This window comes from Rhodococcus sp. YL-1 (genome assembly GCF_001942025.1).
In the GTDB taxonomy this organism is placed as follows: Bacteria; Actinomycetota; Actinomycetes; order Mycobacteriales; family Mycobacteriaceae; genus Rhodococcus_F; species Rhodococcus_F qingshengii.
Genome location: NZ_CP017299.1, coordinates 3,143,256 through 3,170,128, shown reverse-complemented (window position 1 = coordinate 3,170,128; position 26,873 = coordinate 3,143,256). Strand labels below are relative to the sequence as shown.

At 64.5% G+C, this 26,873-nt stretch carries 1 protein-coding gene; it reads left to right on the top strand.

Features of this window, described 5'->3' with window-relative positions:
- Window positions 1-216: 216 nt before the first annotated feature.
- A complete protein-coding gene (locus tag BH682_RS14715; protein WP_075835282.1) occupies window positions 217-26,793 on the top strand; it encodes a non-ribosomal peptide synthetase in 26,577 nt (8,858 codons plus the stop codon).
- The last annotated feature ends 80 nt before the right edge of the window (window positions 26,794-26,873 follow it).

The window sequence follows — 26,873 nt, the reverse complement described above, 5'->3', positions numbered from 1 at the left end:
AATTTTGATCCTGAGTTCGGACCTTCGGGGAGGTTCGGACTTCGAAGCGACCCTTCGTCGAGGTCGATGACCTTCGGCTGCGCTCTCGCAGGATCGCCACATGGTTTCCACTCGATATCGAGGCGGTGCGATGTTTCTCTTCAATCCCCGAGCCACACTTCCCGGCGCTGATCGTGACAACGCTGATCGTCACAACGCTGTGTGGGGGTGGTCGTGATGGATACCGACAAGAGGATCGACCCGCTCACCGGATCGCGAAGCCTGCCGGCAGGAGCGTTCCCCCTGTCAGCGGTGCAGCGCAGCATGTGGTTTGCGCAGCAACTTCACCCGACGGTCCCGTACTTCATCGCGCAGTACATCGAGTTCCACGGCGATTTGGACATGCAACTGCTCAGCCGCGCCGCGGTGGAGGCTGCCCACGAGTTCGAATCACCGTTTCTACGGTTGATGTACCCGGATGGGGAGCCCTGCCAGATCGTGGACTTCACGATCGACCCGGGCATCGACTACTTCGACTTCCGCGAGCGTGAGAACCCTCGGCAGGCTGCCTCGGAGTGGATGGACAACGATTACGCGACGACGCTCGATCTGACTCGCGATCGTCTCGTCGAGATGACAATTCTTCAAACTGGTGATCGGGATTACCTGTGGTACACCAGGATTCATCACGTCGCTCTCGACGGATACAGCGGTATGACGATCGTCAATCGGATTGCGGCGATCTACACCGCAGCCGTCGAAGGTCGAGAGCCTGCGGTGAACAAGGCGCTCGACGTCACGACGCTGTCCGAGCTCGACCAGAAGTACCGCGAATCGAGCCGATTCGAAGCCGACCGCGAGTACTGGGCCCAGCGTGTGTCGGGCGTCGAACACGGTTCGACGTTGGCCACCCGTGAGGGACCCCCGACTGCACGCAGTGAACTCGTCAGTGCCGCGATGTCGGCGAACAGCCTTGCTGCCTTGGACGAGTGGAATTCACGTTCCGGTGCAACTCCGGCCGCAGTGTTGATTTCGGCACTGGCGTGCTACCTGTCCCGCAGTACCGGCTACGACGACGTGCTGATCAACCTGCCGGTTTCCGCGAGGACGACGGCACCGCTGCAGCGGTCCGGCGGAATGCTGGTCAACGTCGCGCCGCTACACATCCACGTAAACCCGGACGAAAGTGTCGACGATCTGGTCGGGCGCGTGCAACTCGAACTTCTCGGTGCGCTTCGTCATCAGCGATGCAGCCTCGAGGACATCCGGCGTGATGCCGGTCTGACCGTCGGCGACGCGCGTCTGTCCGGCCCGATGATGAATGTGATGCTCTTCCGGCAGGAGATAACCCTCGGGCCACTGACCGGTGAGTATCACATCGTCACGTCGGGTCCGGTCGAGGATCTGCTGGTCAACGTGTACCAGAGCGGCGATCCGGCGCAGACGTTGATCGACTTTCGCGGAAACCCCAATCGCTACGGACACGACGAACTGGCCGAGCACCACCGGGCGTTCACCGAGTTGGTCGCAGAACTGACAGCAGCACCGGCCGGTACGCCGATGAACCGGATTCATCCGGCAAGTGCCGAGGCAGGGGCGCGCAGTGCACAGCGCAGGGAACTCGAGCGGTTCTGGGCGAGATACCTGGGGGACTCCGACGAGGGCTCCACACTGGACCTCGAGACACTGGGCCTCGAGCGAATCGACGCCGAATCGGAGCCCACCGGTACGAATCGGCTGAGCGTCCCACTCGATCCCGCGGTCGCCGAACTTGCGCGCACGGAAGGCGTCTCCCTCTTTGCCGTTGTCCATGCCGCATTTGCTTCGTTGCTGTCGAGATCGACCGAGCGCCGGGACGTGCTGATCGGAACGAGGACCGAGTGGGGAACTTTGCCCCTGCGCTGCGAGGTCGATCCGGCGGCGCCGTTCGACGAGTTCGTGAGTTCTCTTGCTCGAGAACGCGATACGTTGTCGATTCGATCGGCGGCAGGTGTCCCCGCACTGCCCGAGTTGCACGTCCACCTCAACGACGGCTCGCAGGAGACCACGATTGCCGGCCTCGACGTGGCGATCGACGTCCACGCAGATACCGGCGCCCTCGAGGTTGCGTACTCCACGCAGCACTACGCCGAATCCACGGTCCGAGCCTTCCTCTCGCGACTGGTGCGGATCCTTGCAGGCGCAGCAGCAGCCCCGCGAACGCCGGTCGGAGACCTCGATCTCCTCGACGACTTCGAGCGTGAGTCCCTGGTACCGGCGCGGGGAGCGACCGCGTCCTCCCCGTTGACCCTCCCCGATATTCTCCGCCGGGCTTCGGCTGTGAACCCCGATGCCCCAGCGCTCGTTTTCGGTGATCGTGAGGTGAGCTACCGGGATCTCGACGCCGAGTCGAACACACTCGCCCGTGAACTGATCAACAGGGGAGTCGGCCCCGGCACCTATGTCGCCCTTGCGCTGTCGAGGTCTCTCGAATCGGTGACCGCGACGTGGGCGGTGGCCAAGACCGGCGGTGCCTTCCTCCCGATCGATCCGCACTACCCCGAGGATCGTATTCGGCACATGCTCACCGATTCGGGAGCTGTAGTCGGAATCAGTTTGGGGGAGCACCACGGCGGGCTCGCCGATTCGGTGGATTGGCTGCTCCTCGACGAACTGGACACCTCGCACCATTCCGATGCACCGGTCGACGACGCCGAGCGGCGTACGCGCCTGAGCTACGACGATCCGGCATACCTCATCTACACGTCCGGCTCCACTGGTGTCCCCAAAGGCGTCGTGGTCAGTCACCGCGGGCTGAGCAGCTTCGCCGACGAAGAACGAGTCAGGTTCGGAGTCGAACCTGGAGACCGCACCCTGCATTTCTCTTCGCCGAGCTTCGACGCTTCGGTCCTCGAACTCCTCCTTGCCTTCGGGGGCGCGGCAACGATGGTGATCGCGCCGCCCACCGTGTACGGCGGCGACGAACTGGCACAGGTGATGCGTATCGGACGGGTCACCCACGCCTTCGTCACCCCGGCCGCGCTGGCAACAGTCGATCCCGCCGGCCTACCGGATCTACGAGTGGTCGTGACCGGCGGCGACGCATGCTCACCCGCGCTGGTGGATCAGTGGTCACACGGACGCTCGATGTTCAACGCGTACGGACCGACCGAAACCACCGTCGTCGCCACTCTGACCGGACCGCTGAGCAGCGATGTTCCCGTCACCATCGGGAAGCCGATGCGCGGAGCCGCAACCGTCCTCCTGGACTCGCGGCTTCAACCGGTGCCGATCGGTGTCGCCGGCGAGCTCTATGTGAGCGGTGTCGGTTTGGCGCGCGGGTACCACGCGCGTGCCACGATTACGGCCGAACGATTTGTTGCCGACCCCAACGGTGTTGCGGGAGAGCGCATGTACCGCACGGGTGACCTCGCGCGGTGGAACGGCGAGGGTGAGCTGGAGTACCTCGGCCGGAGCGACTTCCAGATCAAGATCCGCGGTTTCCGCGTCGAGCTCGGCGAGATCGACGACGTGCTGCGCCGCCACCCGAGCGTCGCACAGGCAGTCACCGCCGGAGTTGCGGGCCCGAGTGGGGAAACACTGTTGGCGGCGTACGTCACGGCGGCTGCGGGCACACACATCGACAACTCCGAGCTGGTCGCCCACGCGAGATCTTCGTTGGCAGCCCACATGGTTCCGGCGCGGATCGTCGTCCTCGACTCCATTCCGTTGACTCCGGCAGGAAAGATCGACAGGAAAGCGTTACCGGACATCGATTCTGTGGGCGGGTCGGCTGAATACCGTGCCCCCGAGACCTCGACCGAGAAGCGAATTTCGGCGGTGTTCTGCGATCTGCTCGGTATCACCCGGGCGGGAGCAGACGACAGTTTCTTCGACCTCGGCGGTGACTCGTTGATCGCGACCCGCGTCGTGTCGCGAGTCAACGGAGCTCTCGGAACGACGCTGAGCGTTCTCGACCTCTTCGAGGCGCCGACCGTCTCCGCTCTGGCAGCACGTGCCGACCTCGCGGACTCGCGGAACACACGTGCCCCGGCACTGACGCGTATCGATCGCCCTGACCGGATACCGGTATCTCTGGCGCAGCAACGAATGTGGCTGACCAATCAACTCGATCCGAGTTCGCCGGCGTACAACATTCCGATCGCGGTTTCGATGACCGGCGATCTCGACGTCGATGCACTGTTCACCGCGCTGAGGGACGTGATCGTTCGACACGAGATCTTGCGGACCGTTTTCCCCGAGAGTGCGCGTGGCCCCGTCCAGCACGTTCTCGATGTGGACGAGATGTTCGATCATCTCGAGGTGGAAACGGTGCCTGCCGCAGCGACCTCGGCGCGGGCGAGTGAGCTCGCGCGAGAGGGATTCGACGTCAGCGAATCGGTGCCGATCCGCGCGACTCTGCTCGAGGTGAACGAACGCGAGCACACCTTGGTCCTCGTCGTGCACCACATTGCAGCAGACGGCCTGTCGATGGCGCCGCTGGCTCGTGACGTGATGGTGGCGTACGCCTCGCGGGCGAGCGGACGCGTGCCGGCGTGGCTGCCACTCGAAGTGCAGTACGGCGATTTCAGCGAGTGGCAACGCGGAGCGCTCGGTGAAGCGTCCGACCCGGATTCGATTCTTGCCGAGCAGTTGCGGTTCTGGTCGCACACGCTCACCGAACGCGGTGAGCTCGCGGAACTGCCGATGGATCATCCGCGCCCTGCGGGTGTCTCGCTGCGCGGTGACGATCTCGATTTCCGGATCGACTCCGCGACGTACCGCCGGGTCGGCGAGATCGCGGCGCGCAGCGATGTCAGCGTGTTCATGGTGATCCACGCCGCGCTGGCCGTCCTGCTCAGCCGAGAATCCGGAGCGAACGACATCACGATCGGCACTCCGGTGGCCGGGCGGAGCGAGCGCGCTCTCGACGACGTCGTCGGAATGTTCGTCAACACGGTGGTGCTGAGGACGGTTCTCGAGGGGGGACTCACCTTCGGTGAAGTTCTCACCCGCGTCCGCGACGTCGACGTGGCCGCCTTGCAGCACACCGAAGTGCCGTACGACGTACTCGTCGAATCCCTCGCAGACAACCAGGCGCCGCTGTTCCAGGTGATGCTGGTGATGCAGGGCGCCGCTCCCACCGAGGTCACTTTGCCCGAGCTCGAGGTCACGGTCGACGAACTGTCGACGGGCGCGGCAAAGTTCGATCTTCAGGTCATTCTCACCGACCGCGGCGACCATCTCGACGGCCAGTTGAACTACGCCAGCCAGCTTTTCGACTCGGACACCATGTCCGGCCTCGCTGATCGCTTCACGATGCTCCTCGACGCGGTAGCTGCCTACCCGGAATCCGTCGTCGGCGACGTCGATCTCACAGCTCCGGGCGAGGCGGAACTGGTCCTCGAGCGTTGGAATGCCACCGAACACGCCGTACCGATCACCACCCTCTCGGACCTGGTGGCGGAGCAGGCAGCCCGGACACCCGAGGGGGCCGCGCTGGTCTACGGCGAGCGGACACTGACCTATGCGGAGTTCGACGCGAGGGTCGGTGAACTTGCCAGAACCCTCATCGCCCGCGGGGTCGGCCCGGACATGCGCGTCGCGGTGTCGATTCGACGGTCACCGGAACTACTCGTCGCGGTCCACGCCGTGATCCGTGCCGGTGCGGCATACGTCCCGGTGGATCCCGACCATCCCGCCGAGCGCATCGCGTACGTCTTCGACATCGCGGAACCGATCTGCGTGCTGAGCCGGCCCCAGGACCACGGCGCTCTTCCCGCGCGAGTCCCGATCGTGGACGTCGATCTCGATCGTCAGGTGTCCACGACGGCGCCGATCACCGACGCTGATCGGCTCGGACCCCTCCGCCCGGACAATGCTGCTTACGTGATCTTCACGTCCGGATCGACGGGTCGACCGAAAGGTGTTGCAGTATCACACCGTTCGATCGTCAATCGCCTGCTGTGGATGCAGGACACGTACCCCCTTCACGCGTCGGACGTGGTGCTGCACAAGACCCCGGTGACCTTCGACGTCTCGGTGTGGGAACTGTTCTGGCCCCTGCAGACCGGCGCGCAGTTGGTGATCGCGGAACCGGACGGGCACCGTGATCCCGGGTACCTGTCGGCGTTGATTGCCGACAGAGGCGTCACGACGGCGCACTTCGTTCCGTCGATGCTCGCGGAATTCGTCGCTGCCGCGACTGCCGGGCAGTGTGCGAGCCTGCGTCAGGTGTTCTGCAGCGGTGAAGCCCTCGCGCCTACCACTGCGGAGGCGTTCACCCGTCTGAGTTCTGCGGGACTGTTCAACCTGTACGGACCCACAGAGGCTGCCGTCGACGTCAGCGCCGCCGAATTCACCCCCGACATGACCGTCACCGTTCCCATCGGTGCGCCCGTGTGGAACACCCAGCTCTATGTCCTCGACGGGCGGCTGCATCCGGTTCCGGTCGGCGTTCACGGCGAGCTGTATCTGGCGGGAGTGCAACTGGCGCGTGGATACCTCGGGCGCAGCGATCTCACCGCCGACAGGTTCGTGGCCGACCCGTACGGCCCGTCTGGCACCCGGATGTACCGAACCGGTGATGTCGTCCGGTGGCGCGCCGACGGGCTGCTCGACTATGTCGGTCGACGCGATTTCCAGGTCAAGATCCGCGGCCAGCGCATCGAACTCGCCGAGGTCGAAGCAGCATTGCTCAGGCTGCCCGGTGTCGCGCAAGCTGCTGCTCTCGTCCATCACGACGACGTGGTCGGTGACAGTTTGGTCGGCTACGTCATCGCCGACACCGGCACTTCGATCGACACGGACGGCCTACGCACCGAGTTGAGAGGTCTCCTTCCGGCCTACATGGTTCCCGCTGTGGTCATCGCCCTCGACGTGTTCCCTCTCGGTTCGACCGGCAAGCTTGATCGGAAGGCTCTGCCCGCGCCCAGCTTCGACAGCTCGCAGACGTATCTGGCGCCGCGAACACCGCTCGAAGCGCAGTTGGCGGCGATCTTCGAGGAGCTTCTGGAATCCGGGGCAGTCGGTGTTCACGACAACTTCTTCGAGATCGGCGGAAACAGCCTCGTCGCTGCACGCGCTGTGGCGCGCGTGAACGATTCGCTGTCGTTGAACTTGTCGATCAGAGAGTTGTTCGACGCGCCGACCGTTGCGCAGTTGGCGGTCGAGTGCGCCACGGCACGAGGGGGACCGGCAGTCCTTCCGCTCGAGGCATTGCCGCGGCCACAGACGATCCCGCTGTCGCTGGCACAAAAGCGCATGTGGTTCGTCAATCAATTCGACGTCACGTCCGCGGCGTACAACGTCGCCATAGCGATCAGGCTGAGAGGCCGGTTGGACGTTGCCGTGTTGGAGGGCGCGATCACCGACGTGCTTACTCGCCACGAATCGCTGCGCACGCTGTTTCCCATGATCGAGGGAGTGCCGGCGCAGGTGATCGTCGAACCCGGTGAAGCGTTGGGCGCGCTGCCGGTTGTCGCCGCAAACGCCGAAGCGGTACTCGGGGAGATCGAACGTCTCACCTCGAGGGGCTTCGACGTCACGCAGGCTCCACCGATCAGGGCGGAACTGATCGAGGTCGACGAAGAAGATCACGTCCTGACCGTGGTCGTCCATCACATCTGCGCCGACGGATTCTCGATGGCACCGTTGGCGTTCGACGTGATGAGCGCGTACTCGGCAAGGCATCGAGGTGAGGCGCCCGACTGGTCTCCTCTTCCGGTCCAGTACGCGGACTTCGCCATCTGGCAGGAAAGGGCTCTCGGTCGGATCGACGAAGCGGACAGCACTCTTGCAGGTCAGCTCGAGTACTGGACACGTCAACTGGCGAGTGTTCCCGAACTTCTTGCGCTCCCCGCAGATCGACCGCGTCCGCGTGTGCAGGATCTCTCGGGCGGCGTCGTTCGATTCGACATCGATGCCGGCATCCACCGCCGTCTGAGCGAAACCGCGATCGAACACCGAAGCAGTATGTTCATGGCGGTACACGCCGCATACGCAGTGCTCGTGGCGAGATTGTCCGGCATGGAAGACATCACGATCGGCTCACCGATCGCCGGGCGCGGAAATGCCCTGCTGGATCCGATGGTCGGTATGTTCGTCGGCACGTTGGTCCTGCGCGCCGACGTCGACCCCGCCGCCTCGTTCACCGATCTGTTGGCCAGAGTTCGCAGCACCGACCTCGACGCCTTCGCTCACGCAGACGTCCCCTTCGAGCGCGTCGTCGATGCGCTGGCTCCGGAGCGGTCGACGTCGCATTCACCGTTGTTCCAGGTGATGCTGGAGTTCAAGAACACCACTCGGCCAGCAGTTCGTCTGACGGATTTGGACGTCGAGGTCCTCGAACTCGAATCCGCCGTCTCGAATTTCGATCTGCAACTCACGCTTGCCGAGACCTTCGACGACGACGGCCGGCCGGCGGGAATCGAGGCCGGGTTCACCTACGCCAGCGCCCTGTTCGACGAGTCGACCGTCGAAGGTTTCGCTCGATACCTGGTTCGGATTCTCGGTGCTGTCACCGAATCACCGCACACGCCGGTCGGCGACATCGATCTCGTGAGTGATCTCGACACGATTCGCGCCGTCACACCGGAACTTCCCGAGCAGGTTCACTTCTCGACGTTGCTCGAGCGGAAGTACGTCGACGAACCGCAGAGGACTGCACTGATTTTCGGCGACCGCCATCTGACCTACTCCGATCTGGACCGCCGCGCCAACCGGCTTGCACGACTGTTGATCAGCCGCGGGGTCGGTCCGGAATCCGTTGTCGCCCTGGCATTACCACGCTCACTGGAATCCGTGGTCGCGATCTGGGCGGTTGCCCGGTCCGGCGCTGCATTCGTACCCGTCGACCCGGCGTATCCCGTCGACCGCGTGCACCACATGATCAACGACTCGGGAGCGGGCGTCGTTCTCACCACCGCCGAGCATGTGGGTGTCGTCCCCGACGAGGCAGACGCCGTTCTGCTCGATCAGGCAAAGACACTCGCAACCCTCGAACAGATCGGTGATCAGCGGATAGATGCCTCGGAGCTGCTGGCTGCGGCGTCCCTGGACAACCCGGCCTATGTCATCTACACCTCCGGTTCCACCGGCGTCCCCAAAGGCGTCATGGTCACTCACCGTGGGCTTTCGGCACTTGCCGAGCAGGAACGCAGTCGCTTCCGCGTCGAGTCGACCTCGCGCACGCTGCATTTCAGCTCACCGAGCTTCGACGCCTCGATTCTCGAACTCCTGATGGCTGTTGGTGCCGGGGCCACGATGGTCATCGCCCCACCGAGCATCATCGGCGGAACCGAACTGACGAGTCTGATCGCCGACCAGCACGTCACGCACGCCTTCATCACTCCAGCCGCACTGGCCACGGTCGATCCGAGCGGACTGAACGAGCTGGTGTGCATCGGAACCGGCGGCGACGTCTGCCCACCCGACCTCGTCGCCGCCTGGGTCAGCGATCACCGGATCATGATCAATGCCTACGGACCAACCGAATCGACGGTCGTCGCCAGCATCACCGAGCCGATGTCCCCGACCGATCGAGTCACGATCGGTCGCCCGTCGACAGGCATCACCGCGTGGGTCCTCGACAATCGCCTGCACCGCGTCCCGGTCGGAGTGACGGGAGAGCTGTACGTCAGCGGCGACGGACTCGCCCGCGGTTACCGAAACCGCGCCGGCACGACCGCCGAACGATTCGTGCCCAATCCCGCGGGCAGTGCGGGCACACGGATGTACCGAACCGGCGACCTCGCCAGGTGGAACAAGAACGGCGAACTCGAGTACCAGGGTCGAGGCGATTTCCAGGTCAAGATTCGCGGATTCCGCATCGAACTCGGCGAGATCGAGGCAGTTCTGGCTCGCTATCCCGGCGTTGCACGTTCCGTGGTGACCACGCTCGAACGTGACGGAGGCGCCGCACGGATCGTCGGATACGTCGTGCCTGCCAACGACGCTCAGACTGTGGATCCCGAGGCCGTCATCGCGTTCGCGGGCTCGGCTCTGGCCCCGTACATGGTTCCTGCGGTCGTGGTCGTTCTCGACGAACTGCCGATGACTGCCAACGGAAAGCTCGACCGCCGAGCCCTGCCGGTTCCCGACTTGCGAGCAACCCAGGCACGCTCGCGGGCCGCCGAATCCGATACCGAACGCACGCTGGCCGCCTTGTTCGTCGATGTCCTCGGTGTCGAATCGGTGGGCGTCGACGACTCGTTCTTCTCGATGGGCGGCGATTCGATCATGTCGATTCAGCTCGTCGCCCGTGCCCGCGATGCCGGGCTCGTCTTCACCCCGCGTGACGTCTTCGAGGTGAAATCGGTCGCCGGTCTTGCGGTTTTGCTGGCATCGACCAAGGACGACGAACCCGAGGTGCTCGAGGAACTTCCCGGAGACGGCGTGGGCCACGTGCCGTTGATGCCGGTGGCTCAGTGGTGGCTCGACCGGCTCGGCTCCGATCTCCGAGGTCTCGATTCGTTCTCCCAAGCGACTCTTCTCAACGCGCCGCACGGGCTTCACAGTGTGGAGCAGTTGACCGCGGCTCTTCAAGTTGTTCTCGATCGTCACGACGTCCTTCGCGCACGCCTCGAGCTCGACGGCGAGCGCAGGCTTGTTGTCGGCGAGCCGGGATCTGTTGCAGCCGAGAATATTTGCCGGGTGATCGAGGTAGAGGCCGAGCCGGGCACCGCGGTGTTCGACGGGGCGATCGTCGACGCACTGGGCGGTGCGCGTCGAGAACTCGACCCCGGCCGGGGCGTGATGGTGCGGGTCGTCTGGTTGTCCGGCGTGCGCAACACCGGCCGGCTGCTCCTGGTGATCCACCACCTCGCCGTCGACGGTGTCTCCTGGCGCGTCCTCGTGCCGGAACTTGCGTCGGCTTTCCACCGCATCGATGCAGGCGAGGAACCGGAGCCGTCGTACTCGGGCACGTCGGTTCGTCGTTGGTCGCATGCGCTCCGCGACATCGCGCCCGATCGAAGAGTCGAATTGCCCCGGTGGCGTTCGATACTCGAAGGTGCCGACCCGCTGATCGGAACCCGGCCGCTGGACCCGCGGCTCGACACGTTCGATTCGGTCGGCCGAGTTGTCGCCGACGTACCCGTCGAACTGTCCGACACAGTCCTGACCACGCTTCCGGCGCTTTTCGGTGGATCAGTCAACGACGGTCTCGTTGCTGCTCTCGCACTGGCACTGACGCAGTGGAGGCAGGCACAGGGCATACGAACCGACAACGTACTCATCTCGATGGAGGGCCACGGACGCGAAGCTCACGTGGTGCCCGGTGCGGACGTCCTGCACACGGTCGGCTGGTTCACCAGCGTCTTCCCGATGCGGATCGACCTCGCCGGCATAGACATCGCGGAAGTGATGAGCAGCGCCCCAGAGGCAGCGGTGGTGCTCAAGCGTGTCAAGGAAGAACTCTTGGGTGTTCCGGACAGCGGCATCGGCTACGGAGTTCTGCGTTACCTCGACGAGGTGGGTCGAGCGGAACTCGAAGACCTCCGCCAACCGCAGATCTCGTTCAACTATCTGGGCCGTTTCTCCGGCACCGAAGCAGGAGAGTCACTGGGGGACTGGGCACTGGCCCGGGACGTCGATCTGGAAGCGGCAGCGCGGTCCGAGATGCCAGTGGGTTCGGTCCTGGACGTCAACGTCGTCACCACCGAGATCTCGGGCGCACCGCACATCGGTGCCACTATCGCCTATCCCACCGGCGTGCTGGCAGAGCGCGATGCTCGCGCCATCGCCGACCTCTGGGTGCAGGCGTTGCGCGCGCTGGCCACCTATGCCGAACACAGCGAACGCGGGGGACTCACCCCGTCCGACATCGACCTGATCGACCTCGACCAGGATTCCATCGACCACCTCGAGCGCGAGTTCCCGACACTGACCGACGTCTGGTCCCTCTCACCGCTGCAATCCGGACTGCTCTTCCACGCCCGCTACGCCGAACACACAGTCGACGCGTACACCGTCCAACTCGCACTCGAACTCGACGGCGTCGACGCGTCCCGGTTGCACCGTGCCGCACAGGCACTGCTCGACAGACACGAGAACCTACGCGCGGCGTTCACGACCGACACCGGTGGACGATCGGTGCAGGTGATCAACGCAGACGTTGACGTGCCGTGGACCGAGATCGACATCTCTCCGTTGGCCCCCACCGAACAAGCGACCGAGATACGCGAGCTTCTCCATGCGGATCGGGTCCGCGGCTTCGACATGGCCACTCCGCCCCTGCTGCGGTTCCTGCTTCTGCGAACCGGTGACGACGCTTATCGGTTGATCCTGACCAACCACCACATCCTCCTCGACGGATGGTCGATGCCGCTGCTGGTCCGCGACCTACTGACGCTCTACGCGACAGACAGTGATCACAGTGCCATCCCACGCGTACACCCCTACCGGGACTATCTGAGCTGGATCAGCACTCGCGACGACAGCGTGTCGATCGAAGCCTGGGGCGAAGCACTCCGCGGACTCGACGACCCGACGCTGCTCACCGGAACTCACGCCGTCGACGAGGACGGCGCTACCTCACGCTCGACGACCACAGCGCTCGGAGAACGTGAGACGGAACTTCTGCGTGGATTCGTCCGCTCCCGTGGCCTGACGACAGCCTCCTTGATCCAGGTGGCCTGGGGAATCGTGCTCGCCGAACTCCTCGGCCGCGACGACGTCGTCTTCGGTGGAACCGTCTCCGGCCGACCACCCCAGGTGTCCGGCGTCGAGTCGATGGTGGGTTTGTTCATCAACACCGTCCCCGTCCGAGTTCGCCTCGATCCAAGAGAGTCCCTGGCGGCGCTGTGCGTTCGCGTCCAAGCGGAACAGGCGCGGTTGTCCGATCACCATCATGTCGGGCTTTCGCACATCACTTCGGCTGTGGGGTCCGCTGCATCGTTCGACACGCTGACTGTGTTCGAGTCGTATCCCGTCGACCGCGGTGGACTCTCCTCCGGCACCGACATAGCCGGAATGCACGTTCTCGACGTCCACGACGCCGAGGATGCCGCGCACTATCCACTCGCGATCGTCGCCTCTGCGGCAGACGGGCGACTGCGGCTCAAATTCGAGTATTTCCCGGGAGTCCTGGGCGATCACGACATCGACGCGATCGCCGACCGGCTGCTCCGCACCCTCGAGCTGATCACCGCGCAACCGGATCTCCCGCTGGCGAAACTGCGCCTGATGCCGGATTCGCAAGTGCAGCAATTGGTTCCCGCGCGCGGCCGGCAGGGCCGCTCGGTCAGGACACTCGATCGCATCTTTTCGGACACCGCGAGCAGATTCCCCGAACGGGTCGCACTGTCCTGTGGTGACAGAAAGATGACCTATCGAGAGCTGGACGAGGCGTCGAACCAGTGGGCGCGCGTGCTCATCTCGGAAGGCGCCGGCCCGGACTCACGGTTGGCGATCTGTGTGGAACGGTCCTTCGAATCCGTCGCAGCGGTCTGGGCGATCACCAAGACCGGCGCCGCCTTCGTGCCGATCGATCCTCGCTACCCGAGTGACCGGATCTCGTTCATGCTCGAGGACTCGGCATCCTCGCTCGGATTGACCACGGCTGCCCACAGACCCGGCGACGGCGGTGTGACGAAGTGGCTCGAACTCGACGACCCGACGAGCATCGCTCGGCTCTCCGGAGTATCCGCGGCACCGCTACGCGAGGACGAGCGTCGAGGAACCCCGCGGTTGGAGAACACTGCCTACCTCATCTACACCTCGGGCTCGACCGGCCGACCCAAGGGCGTCGTCGTCACGCACACCGGTCTCGAGAACTTCGCCGACGAACAGCGTCATCGCTACGGTCTCACCGAGAATTCACGCGCACTGCATTTCGCCTCTCCGAGCTTCGACGCCTCCGTTCTCGAGTACCTGCTCGCCTTCGCCGTCGGCGGCGAACTGGTCGTAGCTCCCACCACCGTCTACGGAGGAACCGAACTGGCCGACGTTCTCCGCGAGGGACATGTCACCCACGCGTTCATCACGCCTGCAGCGCTGACGTCGGTGGATCCCGAGGGAATCGACGAACTGACCACCATCACGGTGGGCGGCGAGGCGCCCTCGGCGGACCTGGTGCGCACCTGGGCGCCGGGAAGATCGTTCGTCAACGTCTACGGACCCACCGAAACCACCATCTCCTGCAACCTCAGCGACGCCATCCCGGCCGGCGAGAAGGTCTATCTCGGACCGCCGAACCGCGGATTCAGCGAGGTCGTCCTCGATCGCAGACTTCAACCGGTGTCCGTCGGAGTTCCCGGCGAACTGTATGTCGCCGGAGTCGGACTCGCGCGCGGCTATCACGGGCGCTCACCACTGACGAGCGAACGATTTGTCGCCAACCCGTACGGCGAGCCGGGGGAGCGGATGTACCGCACGGGCGACGTGGTGCGCTGGCGCAGCGACCGCACCATCGAGTACCTCGGACGCAGCGACTTCCAGGTCAAGATCCGCGGCTTCCGTATCGAACTCGGCGAGGTCGACACGGCGTTGGGTCAGCTGCCCGGCGTGGAGTACGCGGTCACGTTGGCGGTGCGCGGACCCTCCGACGAGCAGGCCTTGGCGGCATATGTCGTCTGCGACGACGAACGCCGGGTGAGCGCCGAGGACATCCGGGCGGCGGCACGGGAGCTACTGCCGGCACACATGGTGCCCGCAAGCGTCGTCGTGCTCGACGAACTACCGCTGACCGGCGTCGGCAAGGTCGATCGGGCTGCTCTTCCGGCGCCTCGTTTCGACACCGATGCCGAGACACTCACTGCACCGGCCACCGAGTTGGAACGGCTGGTGGTGGGCGTTTTCGAGGACGTGCTCGGAGTGTCTCCGATCGGTATCGACACTCACTTCTTCGACGTCGGCGGAAACTCACTGACCGCGACCCGCGTCATCGCCCGCGTCAACGCACTTCTCGGCACCGACATCGGCGTTCGAGGACTGTTCGAGTCTCCGACAGTTCGGCAGCTGTCTCGTCTGGCGGAGAGCGTCGGCCGCGGAGAGAGCCCCAGACCACCGTTGACTCGGCGATCCCGCCCGGACCCACTGCCCGTGTCACTGGCACAGAAGCGGATGTGGTTCCTCAACCAGTTCGACGTGACGTCCCCCGCCTACAACGTTCCCCTGGCAGTGCGCCTCGACGGCGATCTGGACTTCGCCGCATTGCAGGCCGCGGTAGCGGACGTACTGGGGCGCCACGAGAGCTTGCGGACGAAGTTCCCCTCGATCGACGGACAGCCGGTTCAGCAGGTGATGTCCAGCGACGAGGTCATGCCGATCCTGGAGCCGGAAATCGTCACTGCTGCCAGAGTGTCCGATCGAATCCTCGAGCTGGCCTCGGCAGGCTTCGACGCCTCGGCCGAAGTTCCGATCCGCTGCGCGGTCCTGCGCGTCGACGGGGACGAGCGCAGGCACGTACTCGTGATCGTCGTCCACCACATCGTCGCCGACGGGTTCTCGATGAACCCCCTCGCAGCGGACGTGGCAGCGGCTTACGCGGCCCGCAGTGCCGGCAGTGCGCCGAACTGGTCGGAACTGGCCGTGCAGTACGGCGACTTCGCTGTGTGGCAGCACGAAGTGCTCGGCTCCGAGGAAGATCCGGACTCGGCTCTGACCCGTCAGCTCGATTACTGGAAGGACCGACTCGCGGGACTGGGCGAGCCGATCGCGTTGCCGACGTCGTTCCCACGTCCGGCAAAGCCGTCCATGGTCGGCTCGGTCCACCGGTTCGCGGTATCGCCGCAGACCCATCGGGCGCTGACCGACCTGGCACGTGAGCACGGCACCACCATGTTCATGCTCATGCACGCAGCACTGGCGGTACTTGCGGCGCGCCTGGCCGGTACCGAGGACATCGCCATCGGGACACCCGTCGCCGGCCGCGGCGAGGCCGAACTCGATCACCTGGTCGGTATGTTCGTCAACACTCTCGTGCTGCGAACACAGATCACGCCCGACGCGTCGTTCGAGGACGTCCTCGCCCAGGTTCGCGAAGGCGACCTCGGCGCGTTCCAGCACACCGATTTGCCCTTCGAAAGGTTGGTCGACGCACTCGACCCGGAACGCTCGACTTCGCACACTCCGTTGTTCCAGATCCTCATCGAGTTCCGCAACAATGCACTCCCACAACTCGAATTGCCGGGGCTGTCGGTCTCGGGAGTCGAGTTCGACCTACCCGTCGCCAAGTTCGATCTGCAACTCTCGGTCACCGAGCGTTACGACGCGGATGGCGGAACGGATGGAATCGACGCCGAATTCATCTACGCCACAGACCTGTTCGACGGTGACTTGATCGATTCGTTCTCACGCAGACTGCTCACCATCCTCGAGGCGGTCTCGCGAGAGCCGTCGACTCCTACCGGTGACATCGACGTCGTGAGCGCCGACGAGCGTCGACAGATGCTGACCGAGTGGAACACTCACGCCGAACCGGCTCCAGCGGACAACATCGCGGACCGATTCTTCGAGGCTGTTGCAGCACATCCGTCGTCGACCGCGGTCAACGACAGCGACGGCGCCATGACGTACGCCGAACTGGACGGGCGCGCTAACCGCCTGGCCCGACTCCTGATCGGCCGCGGTATCGGTCCGGAATCCGTGGTTGCCGTTGCAATGCCCAGAACCACCGATCTCGTGCTCGCCCTCGTCGCCGTCATCAAAACCGGAGCGGCATACCTGCCGGTCGACATCACCTACCCGGCCGAGCGCATGCGGTTCCTCTTCGACGACGCGCGGCCGGTATGCCTGGTCACGACCGGAGACTTCCGAAGCGACCTACCTTCGGAGATCATCGAATCCGGCATCGACATCGTCGAACTCGGATCGCCGGAGATCGCGGTACGCCTCGATCACTCCGCGCCCCATCGCATCACCGACGCGGACCGGACGACACCACTTCTGCCCGACGCGATCGCGTACATCATCTACACGTCCGGATCCACAGGGCGCCCCAAAGGTGTCCAGGTCAGCCACCGAAACGTCCTGACTCTGATGGACAACACCGCCCCGACGTTCGGGTTCGACGACACGGACGTGTGGACGATGTTCCACTCGTACGCATTCGACTTCTCCGTCTGGGAGTTGTGGGGGCCGCTGCTACACGGCGGCCGGCTGGTCGTCGTCGACTACTACACGACCAGATCACCGGACATGTTCCACGAACTGCTCCGCCGTGAGCGAGTGACGGTCCTGAACCAAACGCCCACCGCCTTCTACCAACTCGCCGAAGCCGACCGTGCGTACTCACCGAACGGCACCGGTCCCGACCCTGCACTGCGTTACGTCGTCTTCGGTGGCGAAGCGCTCGACCTCGGGCAGTTGCGCAAGTGGTACGACAGGCGGGCCGACACGGCTCCGACGTTGGTCAACATGTACGGGATCACCGAGACGACAGTGCACGTCAGTCGAATCGCACTCGACCGCAACGACAGCGAGCACGCGTCGGCGAGCATCATCGGGCGAGCAGTACCGGGATTGTCCGTCTACGTACTCGATCGGCGACTGAACTTGGTACCACCAGGTGTCGTCGGCGAAATGTACGTCGCCGGTGATCAGGTGACTCGGGGATACCTCGGGAAACCCGCATTGACTTCGGTGCGGTTCCTTCCCGATCCATTCGGTAGTTCGGGGGATCGAATGTATCGGAGCGGGGACCTGGCGAGGTGGAACGACGCGGGGCAGTTGGAGTACGTGGGCCGCAGTGATTTCCAGGTGAAGGTGCGTGGTTTCCGCATCGAACTCGGCGAGATCGAAGCCGCAATGCTCCGCTGCCCCGGCGTCGCTGCCTCGGTAGCACTTGTTCGGACAGAGGGAGCGTCACCGCGGATCGTCGGGTACGTGGTCGCCGAAACAGGCAGTACCGTCGATTCAGCGACGGTGACCGACTTCGTCGCCGCCGAACTCGCGGAGTACATGGTGCCCACCGCCATCGTCGTCCTCGAATCGCTTCCACTGACGGTCAACGGAAAGCTCGACCGACGCAGCCTCCCGGCTCCGGACTTCACCGTCACGGGAACAACCGAGGCGACGCGGGCGCCGGCCACCGCTACCGAAGCGGTCCTCGCGGACCTCTTCGCGGAGGTGCTGGGTCGGGGCAGTATCGGAGTAGACGATTCCTTCTTCGGTCTCGGCGGCGATTCGATCATGTCGATCCAACTCGTCTCACGGGCGAAGTCCGCAGGCCTCGTCTTCACTCCGCGGGACGTCTTCGAAGCGAAGACCGTGGCCGGCCTCACCAAAGTGCTCCTCATCGAATCATCGGAAACGGCACCGGTTCTCACGGAGCTACCCGGCGGGGGAGCCGGCCCGCTACCGCTCACGCCGATCATGGAGTGGCTCGTCGAACGCAGTCGCGGTGACCTGAGCACGATCCGCAGTTACAGCCAGAGCGCGCTGATCGCACTGCCCGCGGATGTCTCCGGCCCCGCGCTGGAACGAGCATTGCAAACGATCCTCGATCGTCACGACGTGCTGCGGGCGCGCCTGGACGCCGCGACTCACCAACTCGAGATCCGCGAGCCAGGGAGCATCACCGCCCCCGACATCCTGCGCCGAACCTCCATCGTGTCCACCAGCGGCGAAGAATTCGTCGCCGCTGCGGAAACCGCGATGCAGGACGCATCCAGCCGCCTCGATCCCGAACACGGGAAGATGATCAGCGCAGTCTGGTTGGATCCCGTCAGCTCGAACGGCAACCGGGCCGAAGCCGGACGGTTGCTCCTGGTCCTTCATCACCTCGCGGTCGACGGTGTGTCCTGGCGCATGCTCGTCCCGGGCCTGGTCACTGCTTATGCCTCGGCGTTCGACGGAGAAACACCCATACTTCCGCCGGGCGGAACGTCGATACGTCGCTGGGCGACAGCGCTCGCCGAGACCGCTGCGCAGCGACGCGACGAGATCGACCTGTGGTCGAGAATGCGGACCGACGAGCCATTGCTCGGGGCACGCGGGCTCGACCCAGCCGTCGATGTCGGAGCCACCGTCGACCGCGTCAGCGTCGACGTTCCGACCTCCGTGACCGAGAACGTCATCTCGACGGTGCCTCAGCATTTCGGAGGCTCGGTGAACGACGGGCTGCTCGCTGCTCTCGCGATTGCCGTCACCGCCTGGCGTCGATCGCGCGGACAGCGCAGCGGGGACGTGCTCGTCAACCTCGAAGGGCACGGCCGCGAGGAGAACGCCGTACCGGGCGCCGACCTCTCGCGCACGGTCGGCTGGTTCACCACCTTGTTCCCCGTCCGGATCGATCTCACCGGACTCGATGTCGTCGATGCACTGGCCGGGGGATCAACCGCCGCCTCCGCCGTGAAACTCGTCAAGGAAACGCTGCTCGGCCTGCCCGACAACGGAATCGGGTTCGGCATCCTGAAGTACCTCGATCGAAACGAGGAACTTCGTGAGCTGCCCACGCCGCAGATCTCGTTCAACTACCTCGGACGATTTGCCGGCTCGGATCCCGAGCACGGCGAAGTGCCGTGGCTGCCGATCTCGGAAGTGACCCTCGACGAAGCGCACAGCGGCGAATTGGCCGCCGCGTCGGTGCTCGACATCAACGCCGTCACGACCGATACCGCACACGGTCCGATTCTGCGCGCTACGTGGTCCTTCCCCCGCGGCATTCTCAGCGAGGCCGAAGTCACCGAACTGGCGGAGCTCTGGACCCGAGCACTGGGCGCACTGAGTGAATACGTGGAGGAACACTCCGAGCGCGAGCTCACGCCCACCGATCTCGATCTCGTCACCGCGGATCAACAGAGCATCGAACAGCTCGAGCGCAGATTCCCCGACCTGACCGACATCTGGTCACTGTCACCTCTGCAGTCGGGCATGCTCTTCCACGCCCAGTTCGACGAAACCGAAATCGACCCGTACATGGTGCAACTGACCCTCGAGCTCGGGGGTCGGGTGGAGGCGCCGCGCCTGCGCCGCGCCGCGCAGGCCTTGGTTGATCGTCATCCGAGCCTGCGCGCGGGATTTGTCTCCGCACCGGGAGGGCGGGCACTGCAGGTGATCCGTTCCGGTGCCGACATCGGCTGGGCCGAGATCGACCTGTCCGGGGCCGAAGACAGTGAAGTCGCGTTCGGTCAACTGCTCGAACGCGATCGCGCTCATCGTTTCGACATGGAAACAGCCCCGCTGATCCGCTTCATGCTCGTGCGAATCGGACCGGACACAGCACGCCTCGTCGTGACGAACCACCACATCCTGCTCGACGGCTGGTCCACCCCGCTGTTGCTTCGAGACCTGCTCACTCTCTACGCAACCGACGGTGACCCCGAGATTCTGCCCCGAGTTCAGTCGTATCGCGACTATCTCTCCTGGATCTCGAAGCAAGAACCCGAGACTTCGCTACGGGCGTGGCAAGAAGCGCTACGGGGCGTCGACACGTCCACCCACCTCTCGAGGGCAGACACCGCCGCCGAAACCGTGGCAAGTGAAATCCACTCGTACTCGCTGCCGACCGAACGAGCCGAGACTCTTCGGGCGTTCGCGCGAAGCCGCGGCCTGACCATGGCGACCCTGGTACAGGTGGCATGGGGAATCGTGCTCGCCGAACTTCTCGGACGCGACGACGTCGTCTTCGGCGCAACGGTCTCAGGACGCCCACCACAGGTGCCCGGTGTGGAATCGATAGTCGGCCTGTTCATCAACACGGTGCCTGTCCGAGTCCGCCTCGACGCCCGAGAAACCCTCGCCGAAATGGCCATTCGCGTCCAATCCGAGCAAGCGTCATTGCTCGACCACCACCACATCGGACTGTCGGACATCGCCGGAGCAGTCGGCGCCGCCGGTTCCTTCGACACCCTGACGGTATTCGAGTCGTATCCCGTCGACGAGACAGCCCTGACCGCCGAAACCGACATCGCGGGAATGCACGTTCTCGGCATCGACGGACGCGACTCGGCGCACTATCCGATTGCCGTGGTGGCGTCCGAAAGTGACACGCTGAATCTGAAGATGGAGTACTTGCCGACGCACTTCTCCGCCCGCGAAGTCGCCAAGATCACCGAGCGCGTGGGCATCGTCCTCGGGCAACTCGCCTCGGCACCGGATCAGCCGCTGGCCCGTCTGCAGGTTCTCACGGAGTTCGAGAGCCGTGATCTTGCGCCGGTCTTCGGCTCCCCGGGGCGCTCCGCGCGAACGCTCCCAGAGATTCTCGCCGACGTCTCTGCCACCTATCCCGACCGCATCGCGCTCTCGGCCGGCAGCCGTTCCATGACCTACGCCGAACTGGACCGGCGCTCGAACCAGTTGGCCAGAGCCATGATTCGCCGCGGCGCCGGGCCCGAGACGTCGGTTGCCATCGGCATCGAAAGGTCCGTCGAATCCGTACTCGCGGTGTGGGCGGTGGCCAAGACCGGCGCAGCGTTCGTCCCCGTCGACCCCACCTATCCGGCTGACCGAATCGAACACATGCTCAGCGACTCCGAGGTGCTGTTCGGGTTGACCGTCGTCGACGCCATCGACACACTTCCACCCATCGTGTCCTGGTTGGTGCTCGGAGAAGAGGCATTCGACGACGACGTCGCCACCAGTTGCACGCTGCCGATCACCCAGGACGAACGGCGGGCACCGGTGGTCATGGACAACGCCGCCTACGTGGTCTACACCTCGGGATCCACCGGCCGACCCAAGGGAGTTGTCGTCACCCACACCGGACTCGACAGCTTCGCACTCGACCAGCAGCGTCGATTCCACGCAGATCACCACTCTCGAACCCTGCACTTCGCCACCCCCAGCTTCGACGGAGCCGTCTTCGAGTACCTGCAGGCATTCGGTGTCGGAGCAACCATGGTGATCGTCCCGACCGACATCTACGGCGGCGCCGAACTGGCAAGTCTCATCCGCCGCGAACACGTCACTCACGCGTTCGTCACCACGGCAGCACTCGCCACCGTCGACCCGGCCGGCCTGGACGAGTTCCGGCACGTCGTCGTCGGGGGAGAGACACTACCGCCGCATCTCGTCGGCCTCTGGGCTCCCGGACGAGAATTCGTCAACGCCTACGGCCCGACCGAGACAACCGTCATGGCAGACATCAGCGAACCCATGACAGTGGGCGCACCCATCACGATCGGTGGACCGATCCGCGGCGTGCACGAGATGATCCTCGATTCGCGCCTGCAACCTGTACCCGTCGGAGCTCCCGGTGAGCTGTACATCGCCGGCATCGGCCTGGCTCGCGGATACCACCGGCGTCCCGGACTGACCAGCGAGCGATTTGTCGCCGACCCCTTCGGCAAGCCTGGCGACCGGATGTACCGCACGGGCGACATCGTCTCCTGGCGAAGCGATCACACCATCGAATACGTCGGGCGTAGCGACTTCCAGGTCAAGATTCGCGGATTCCGCATCGAGCTCGGCGAGGTCGACGCCCAGATCACCGCAATGGCGAGTGTCACGAATTGCGTGACACTCGGCGTCGACGGACCGGCCGGCGCCACAGTTTTAGCGTCCTACCTCACCGTCGAGGAAGGATCGACGCTGACCGGGGCAGAGATCACCGCGCACCTCGCCGGACGTGTTCCCTCGCACATGGTTCCGGCCAGCATCATGATCGTCGACGAGCTACCGCGCACCGCGGTCGGCAAGCTCGATCGAAAAGCGTTGCCGACGCCGGAGTTCACCGGAACCGGTGTGGAATTCCGGGCGCCCGGCACCAGCCTCGAACGTCGGATCGCCGATGCGTTCATCGACGTACTCGGCGTCGAGCGGGTAGGCGTCGACGACAATTTCTTCGAGCTCGGCGGAAACTCGCTGATCGCCACTCGCGTGGTCTCGCGGCTCAACTCCGCACTGAACATCGACGTCGGGGTGCGCGTGCTGTTCGAGGCACCGACGACGGCTCAGCTCGCCGAACGGCTCTCCAGCGCTGTCACTGCCGTCGGCACTGTGCCGCTCACTCCCATGGAGCGCAATGGCAGCGTCCCGCTCTCGTTGGCGCAGAAGCGCATGTGGTTCCTGAACCAATTCGACACACGCTCAGCCGCGTACAACATCCCACTAGCTGTTCGCCTCACCGGTGACCTCGACGTCACGGCCATGCAACAGGCCATCGCCGACGTCGTCGAGCGGCACGAAACACTGCGGACGGTGTTCCCCGCCGTCGGCGGCGATCCGATTCAGCAAGTGCTCACCGTCGACGAGGCAGTACCGCCGGTCCGTGAAATGACGTTGGGGGAGGACGAACTCGCGGAGCGCATGCAACGACTCGCCACGACCGGCTTCGACGTGTCGGTGGACCTGCCGCTGCGTGTGGCACTGTTCCGACTCGACACCGCTGAACCCGTTCACATTCTGTTTGTCGTGGTCCATCACATCTGCGCCGACGGATCGTCGATGGCGCCGCTCGCACGCGACGTGATGACGGCCTACCTGGCGCGTACGGCAGGGACCGAGCCCACGTGGGCGCCGCTCGAGGTGCAGTACGCAGACTTCACGTTGTGGCAGCATCGCGTCCTCGGATCGGAAGACGACCCGGAATCCGTCATCAGTCGCCAATTGCACTACTGGAGTGAGCAACTCGCCGGACTCGACGACGTCATCGCACTGCCCGCCGACCACCCGCGACCCGTGCAACAGACCTTCCACGGTGACCGATTCACCTTCGACATCGACACGAACACCCACCGCGCCCTCGCGGACCTCACCAGGGCAAACGGTGTCACGATGTTCATGGCGCTGCACGGCGCGCTCGCAGTGCTGATGTCCAAGTTGTCGGGCGCCGACGAAGTCACCATCGGCACACCGATCGCCGGCCGAGGTCAGGCAGCGCTCGACCATCTCGTCGGAATGTTCGTCAACACACTGGTCCTGCGAACCAGCGTCGATCCCGACATCACGTTCGCCGACCTGTTGGAGCACGTCCGGGAAATCGACCTGGCCGCATTCCAGAACTCGGACCTGCCATTCGAACGGCTCGTCGACGTCATCAACCCAACCAGATCCACGTCGTACTCACCGTTGTTCCAGGTCGCCCTCGAACTTCAGAACAACGAACCCGCACATTTCCACCTACCCGGCCTCGACATCGACGGACTGACCGTGGAAACCAAATTCGCGAAGGAGGACCTGGAGCTGATCGTCGACGAGAAGTTCGACGAGTTCGGCATCCCGGCTGGGATGTCCGCAGCCTTCGACTTCGCAACCGATCTCTTCGAACCCGCCACCATTCGTCGGTTTGCCGACCGACTGCGCCTGATCCTGGACGCTGTCGGACGCGAACCCGCAACACGTATCGCCGACATCGGCATCCTCGGCGCCGACGAAACAGCTGCCCTGGTGCCGGCATCCGGTGCCGCCGCGACTCGAGCGCGGGTGTGGCCGGAGATCCTCGCCGAAGCAGTCGCCTCGAACCCGGATGCCCCAGCCCTCTCGAGTCGCGAGAGGTCGATGACCTACCGCGAGCTCGACGAGGAATCGACGAAGCTGGCGCGCGCGCTGTGTCGGCGCGGCGTCGGTCCCGAAGATTTTGTGGCGCTGGGTCTGCCGCGGTCCACCGCGGAGATCGTCGCGATCTGGGCGGTCACGAAAACCGGTGCAGCATTCTTGCCGGTCGACCCGAACTATCCCGACGATCGCATCAACCACATGCTCGACGATTCGCGGGCCGTACTCGGCATCACCGACGACGCTCACCGCAGTCAACTTCCCGACACGGTCGAGTGGATGGTCCTCGATGAAGCCGAGACCGTCGACGAGATCGACGCCCAGAGCGCAGCCGCGATCACCGATCGCGACCGCACGATCCCCTTGCATCACGGGCATCCCGCGTACCTGATCTACACCTCGGGTTCAACCGGGAAGCCGAAGGGCGTCATCGTCACCCACCTCGGGTTGTCAAACCTCAACGCCGAGGAACATCAGAGATTCAACGTCCAGCCCTATTCGCGGATCTCTCACCTGGCATCACCGAGCTTCGACGCCTCGGTCTTCGAACTCATGATGGCATTCGGCAGCGGAGCGTGCCTGGTCGTCATCCCACCGACGGTCTTCGGCGGATCCGAGTTGGCCGAAATCTTTGCCGACGAACACGTCTCACACGCGTTCATCACTCCGACCGCGCTCAGCTCGATCGAAAGCTCCGCGCTACCCGAACTCCGCGTACTCGCAGTCGGCGGCGAAGCCTGCCCACCCGAACTCGTGGACATCTGGGGCCGCGACCGTCGCATGTTCAACGGATACGGACCCACCGAATCCACCATCCAGGCCAGCGTCAGTGAACCCATGCGGCCGGGCAAGGACATCAACATCGGACGACCGGCCATCGGCTTCGCCGGACTGGTCCTCGACGGGCACCTCAAGCCCGTGCCGGTGGGAGTCATCGGGGAGCTGTACGTGACCGGCCCCGGACTCGCCCGCGGATACCACAATCGTCCCGACCTCACCGCCGACCGATTTGTCGCCGATCCGTTCGGCGAACCAGGCCAGCGGATGTACCGCACGGGCGACCTGGTGCGCTGGCGCTCCGACAGCACCCTCGAATACCTGGGCCGCAGCGACTTCCAGATCAAAGTCCGCGGATTCCGCATCGAGCTCGGCGAAATCGACTCTGTCCTGATGGCACACCCATCCGTCTACTTCGCCGCCACACTCGGGCACGAAGCGCCGTCGGGGGAGACGATGATCGCCTCCTACATCCAGCCCGTGGAAGGACAGACCGTCGACGACTGGGAGCTTCGCCGCCATCTGTCTTCTCGCCTGCCCGCGCACATGGTTCCCGGCGCGATCGTCGTCGTCGACCGCATTCCGGTGACACCGGTCGGCAAGCTGGACCGCAAGGCACTGCCGACCCCGAGCTTCGAGCGACGCACGGTCCCGTACGCACCGCCGACAAACAACACCGAACGAACGGTCGTCGACATCTTCGAGACCGTGCTCGGGCACGAGCACATCGGCGTCGACGACGACTTCTTCGAACTGGGCGGAACGTCGATCGTGGCCACTCGCATCACCATCGAACTCGAGAAGCGTCTCGGGATGCGAGTGCCGTTGCAATCGCTTTTCCTGGACCCGACACCTGCCGGAGTCGCCCGGGCTGCCGACGGAATGGACGCACACTCGCCGGACGATTCGTCGGATCTTCTCGCCCCGATGATCACGCTCCGCGCCGGATCCGATCGTGCACCACTGTTCTTCGTCCATCCGGGTATCGGATTGTCCTGGGGTTACGCAGAATTCGTCAAGCATCTCGAGCTGGATCAACCCGTCTACGGTCTTCAGCTACCGTCCCTGAGCGGCGGGCCCAGCTTCGACTCGCTGACCGAACTCGCCGACGACTACGCGAATCGCATTGCAGCCGTGGCATCGACCGGCCCGATCCATCTGGCCGGCTGGTCGCTCGGCGGCGTGATCGCACACGCCGTGGCACACAGCCTCACTCGGAGCGGACGTGACGTGACTCTGTCGATACTCGACAGCTATCCGTCGTCGGATTCCGATCAGCCCGCAGAACTCTCGGTCTCCGAACTACTGGCCGGGCTCGCGATGCCGGCGGGATCCAAGACGGTCGAGACCTTCGAAGAAGCGGCGGAATTGCTGGAGCAGACCCTGGGTGCCGGAATCGGAATCGAAGCGGAGCATCTGGCGCGGATCAGTCGCGGTTACTCCCACTCCGTCGAATTGACGAATCGGCACCAACCGCCTGTCCACGTTGGAGCCATCGAGTTCTTCGTAGCCGGAAGATCTACGGAGAACGGACACGATGTCGCCGAATGGCGAAGGTTTGTAGAAGGGGACATCCGAGTCACCGAAGTCGATTGCGAACACAACCAGATGATCGAACCGGGTCCGGCGGCAACCATAGCTGTACGATTGCGAGAAGTTATCGCTCAGTGGGGTGTCTGAACCAGGTTCGACATGGGTATGAGTGAAACACACAGGGTGATGGACCCCGGGTGGGTCCGGACGAGGGGAAAACGTTGAAA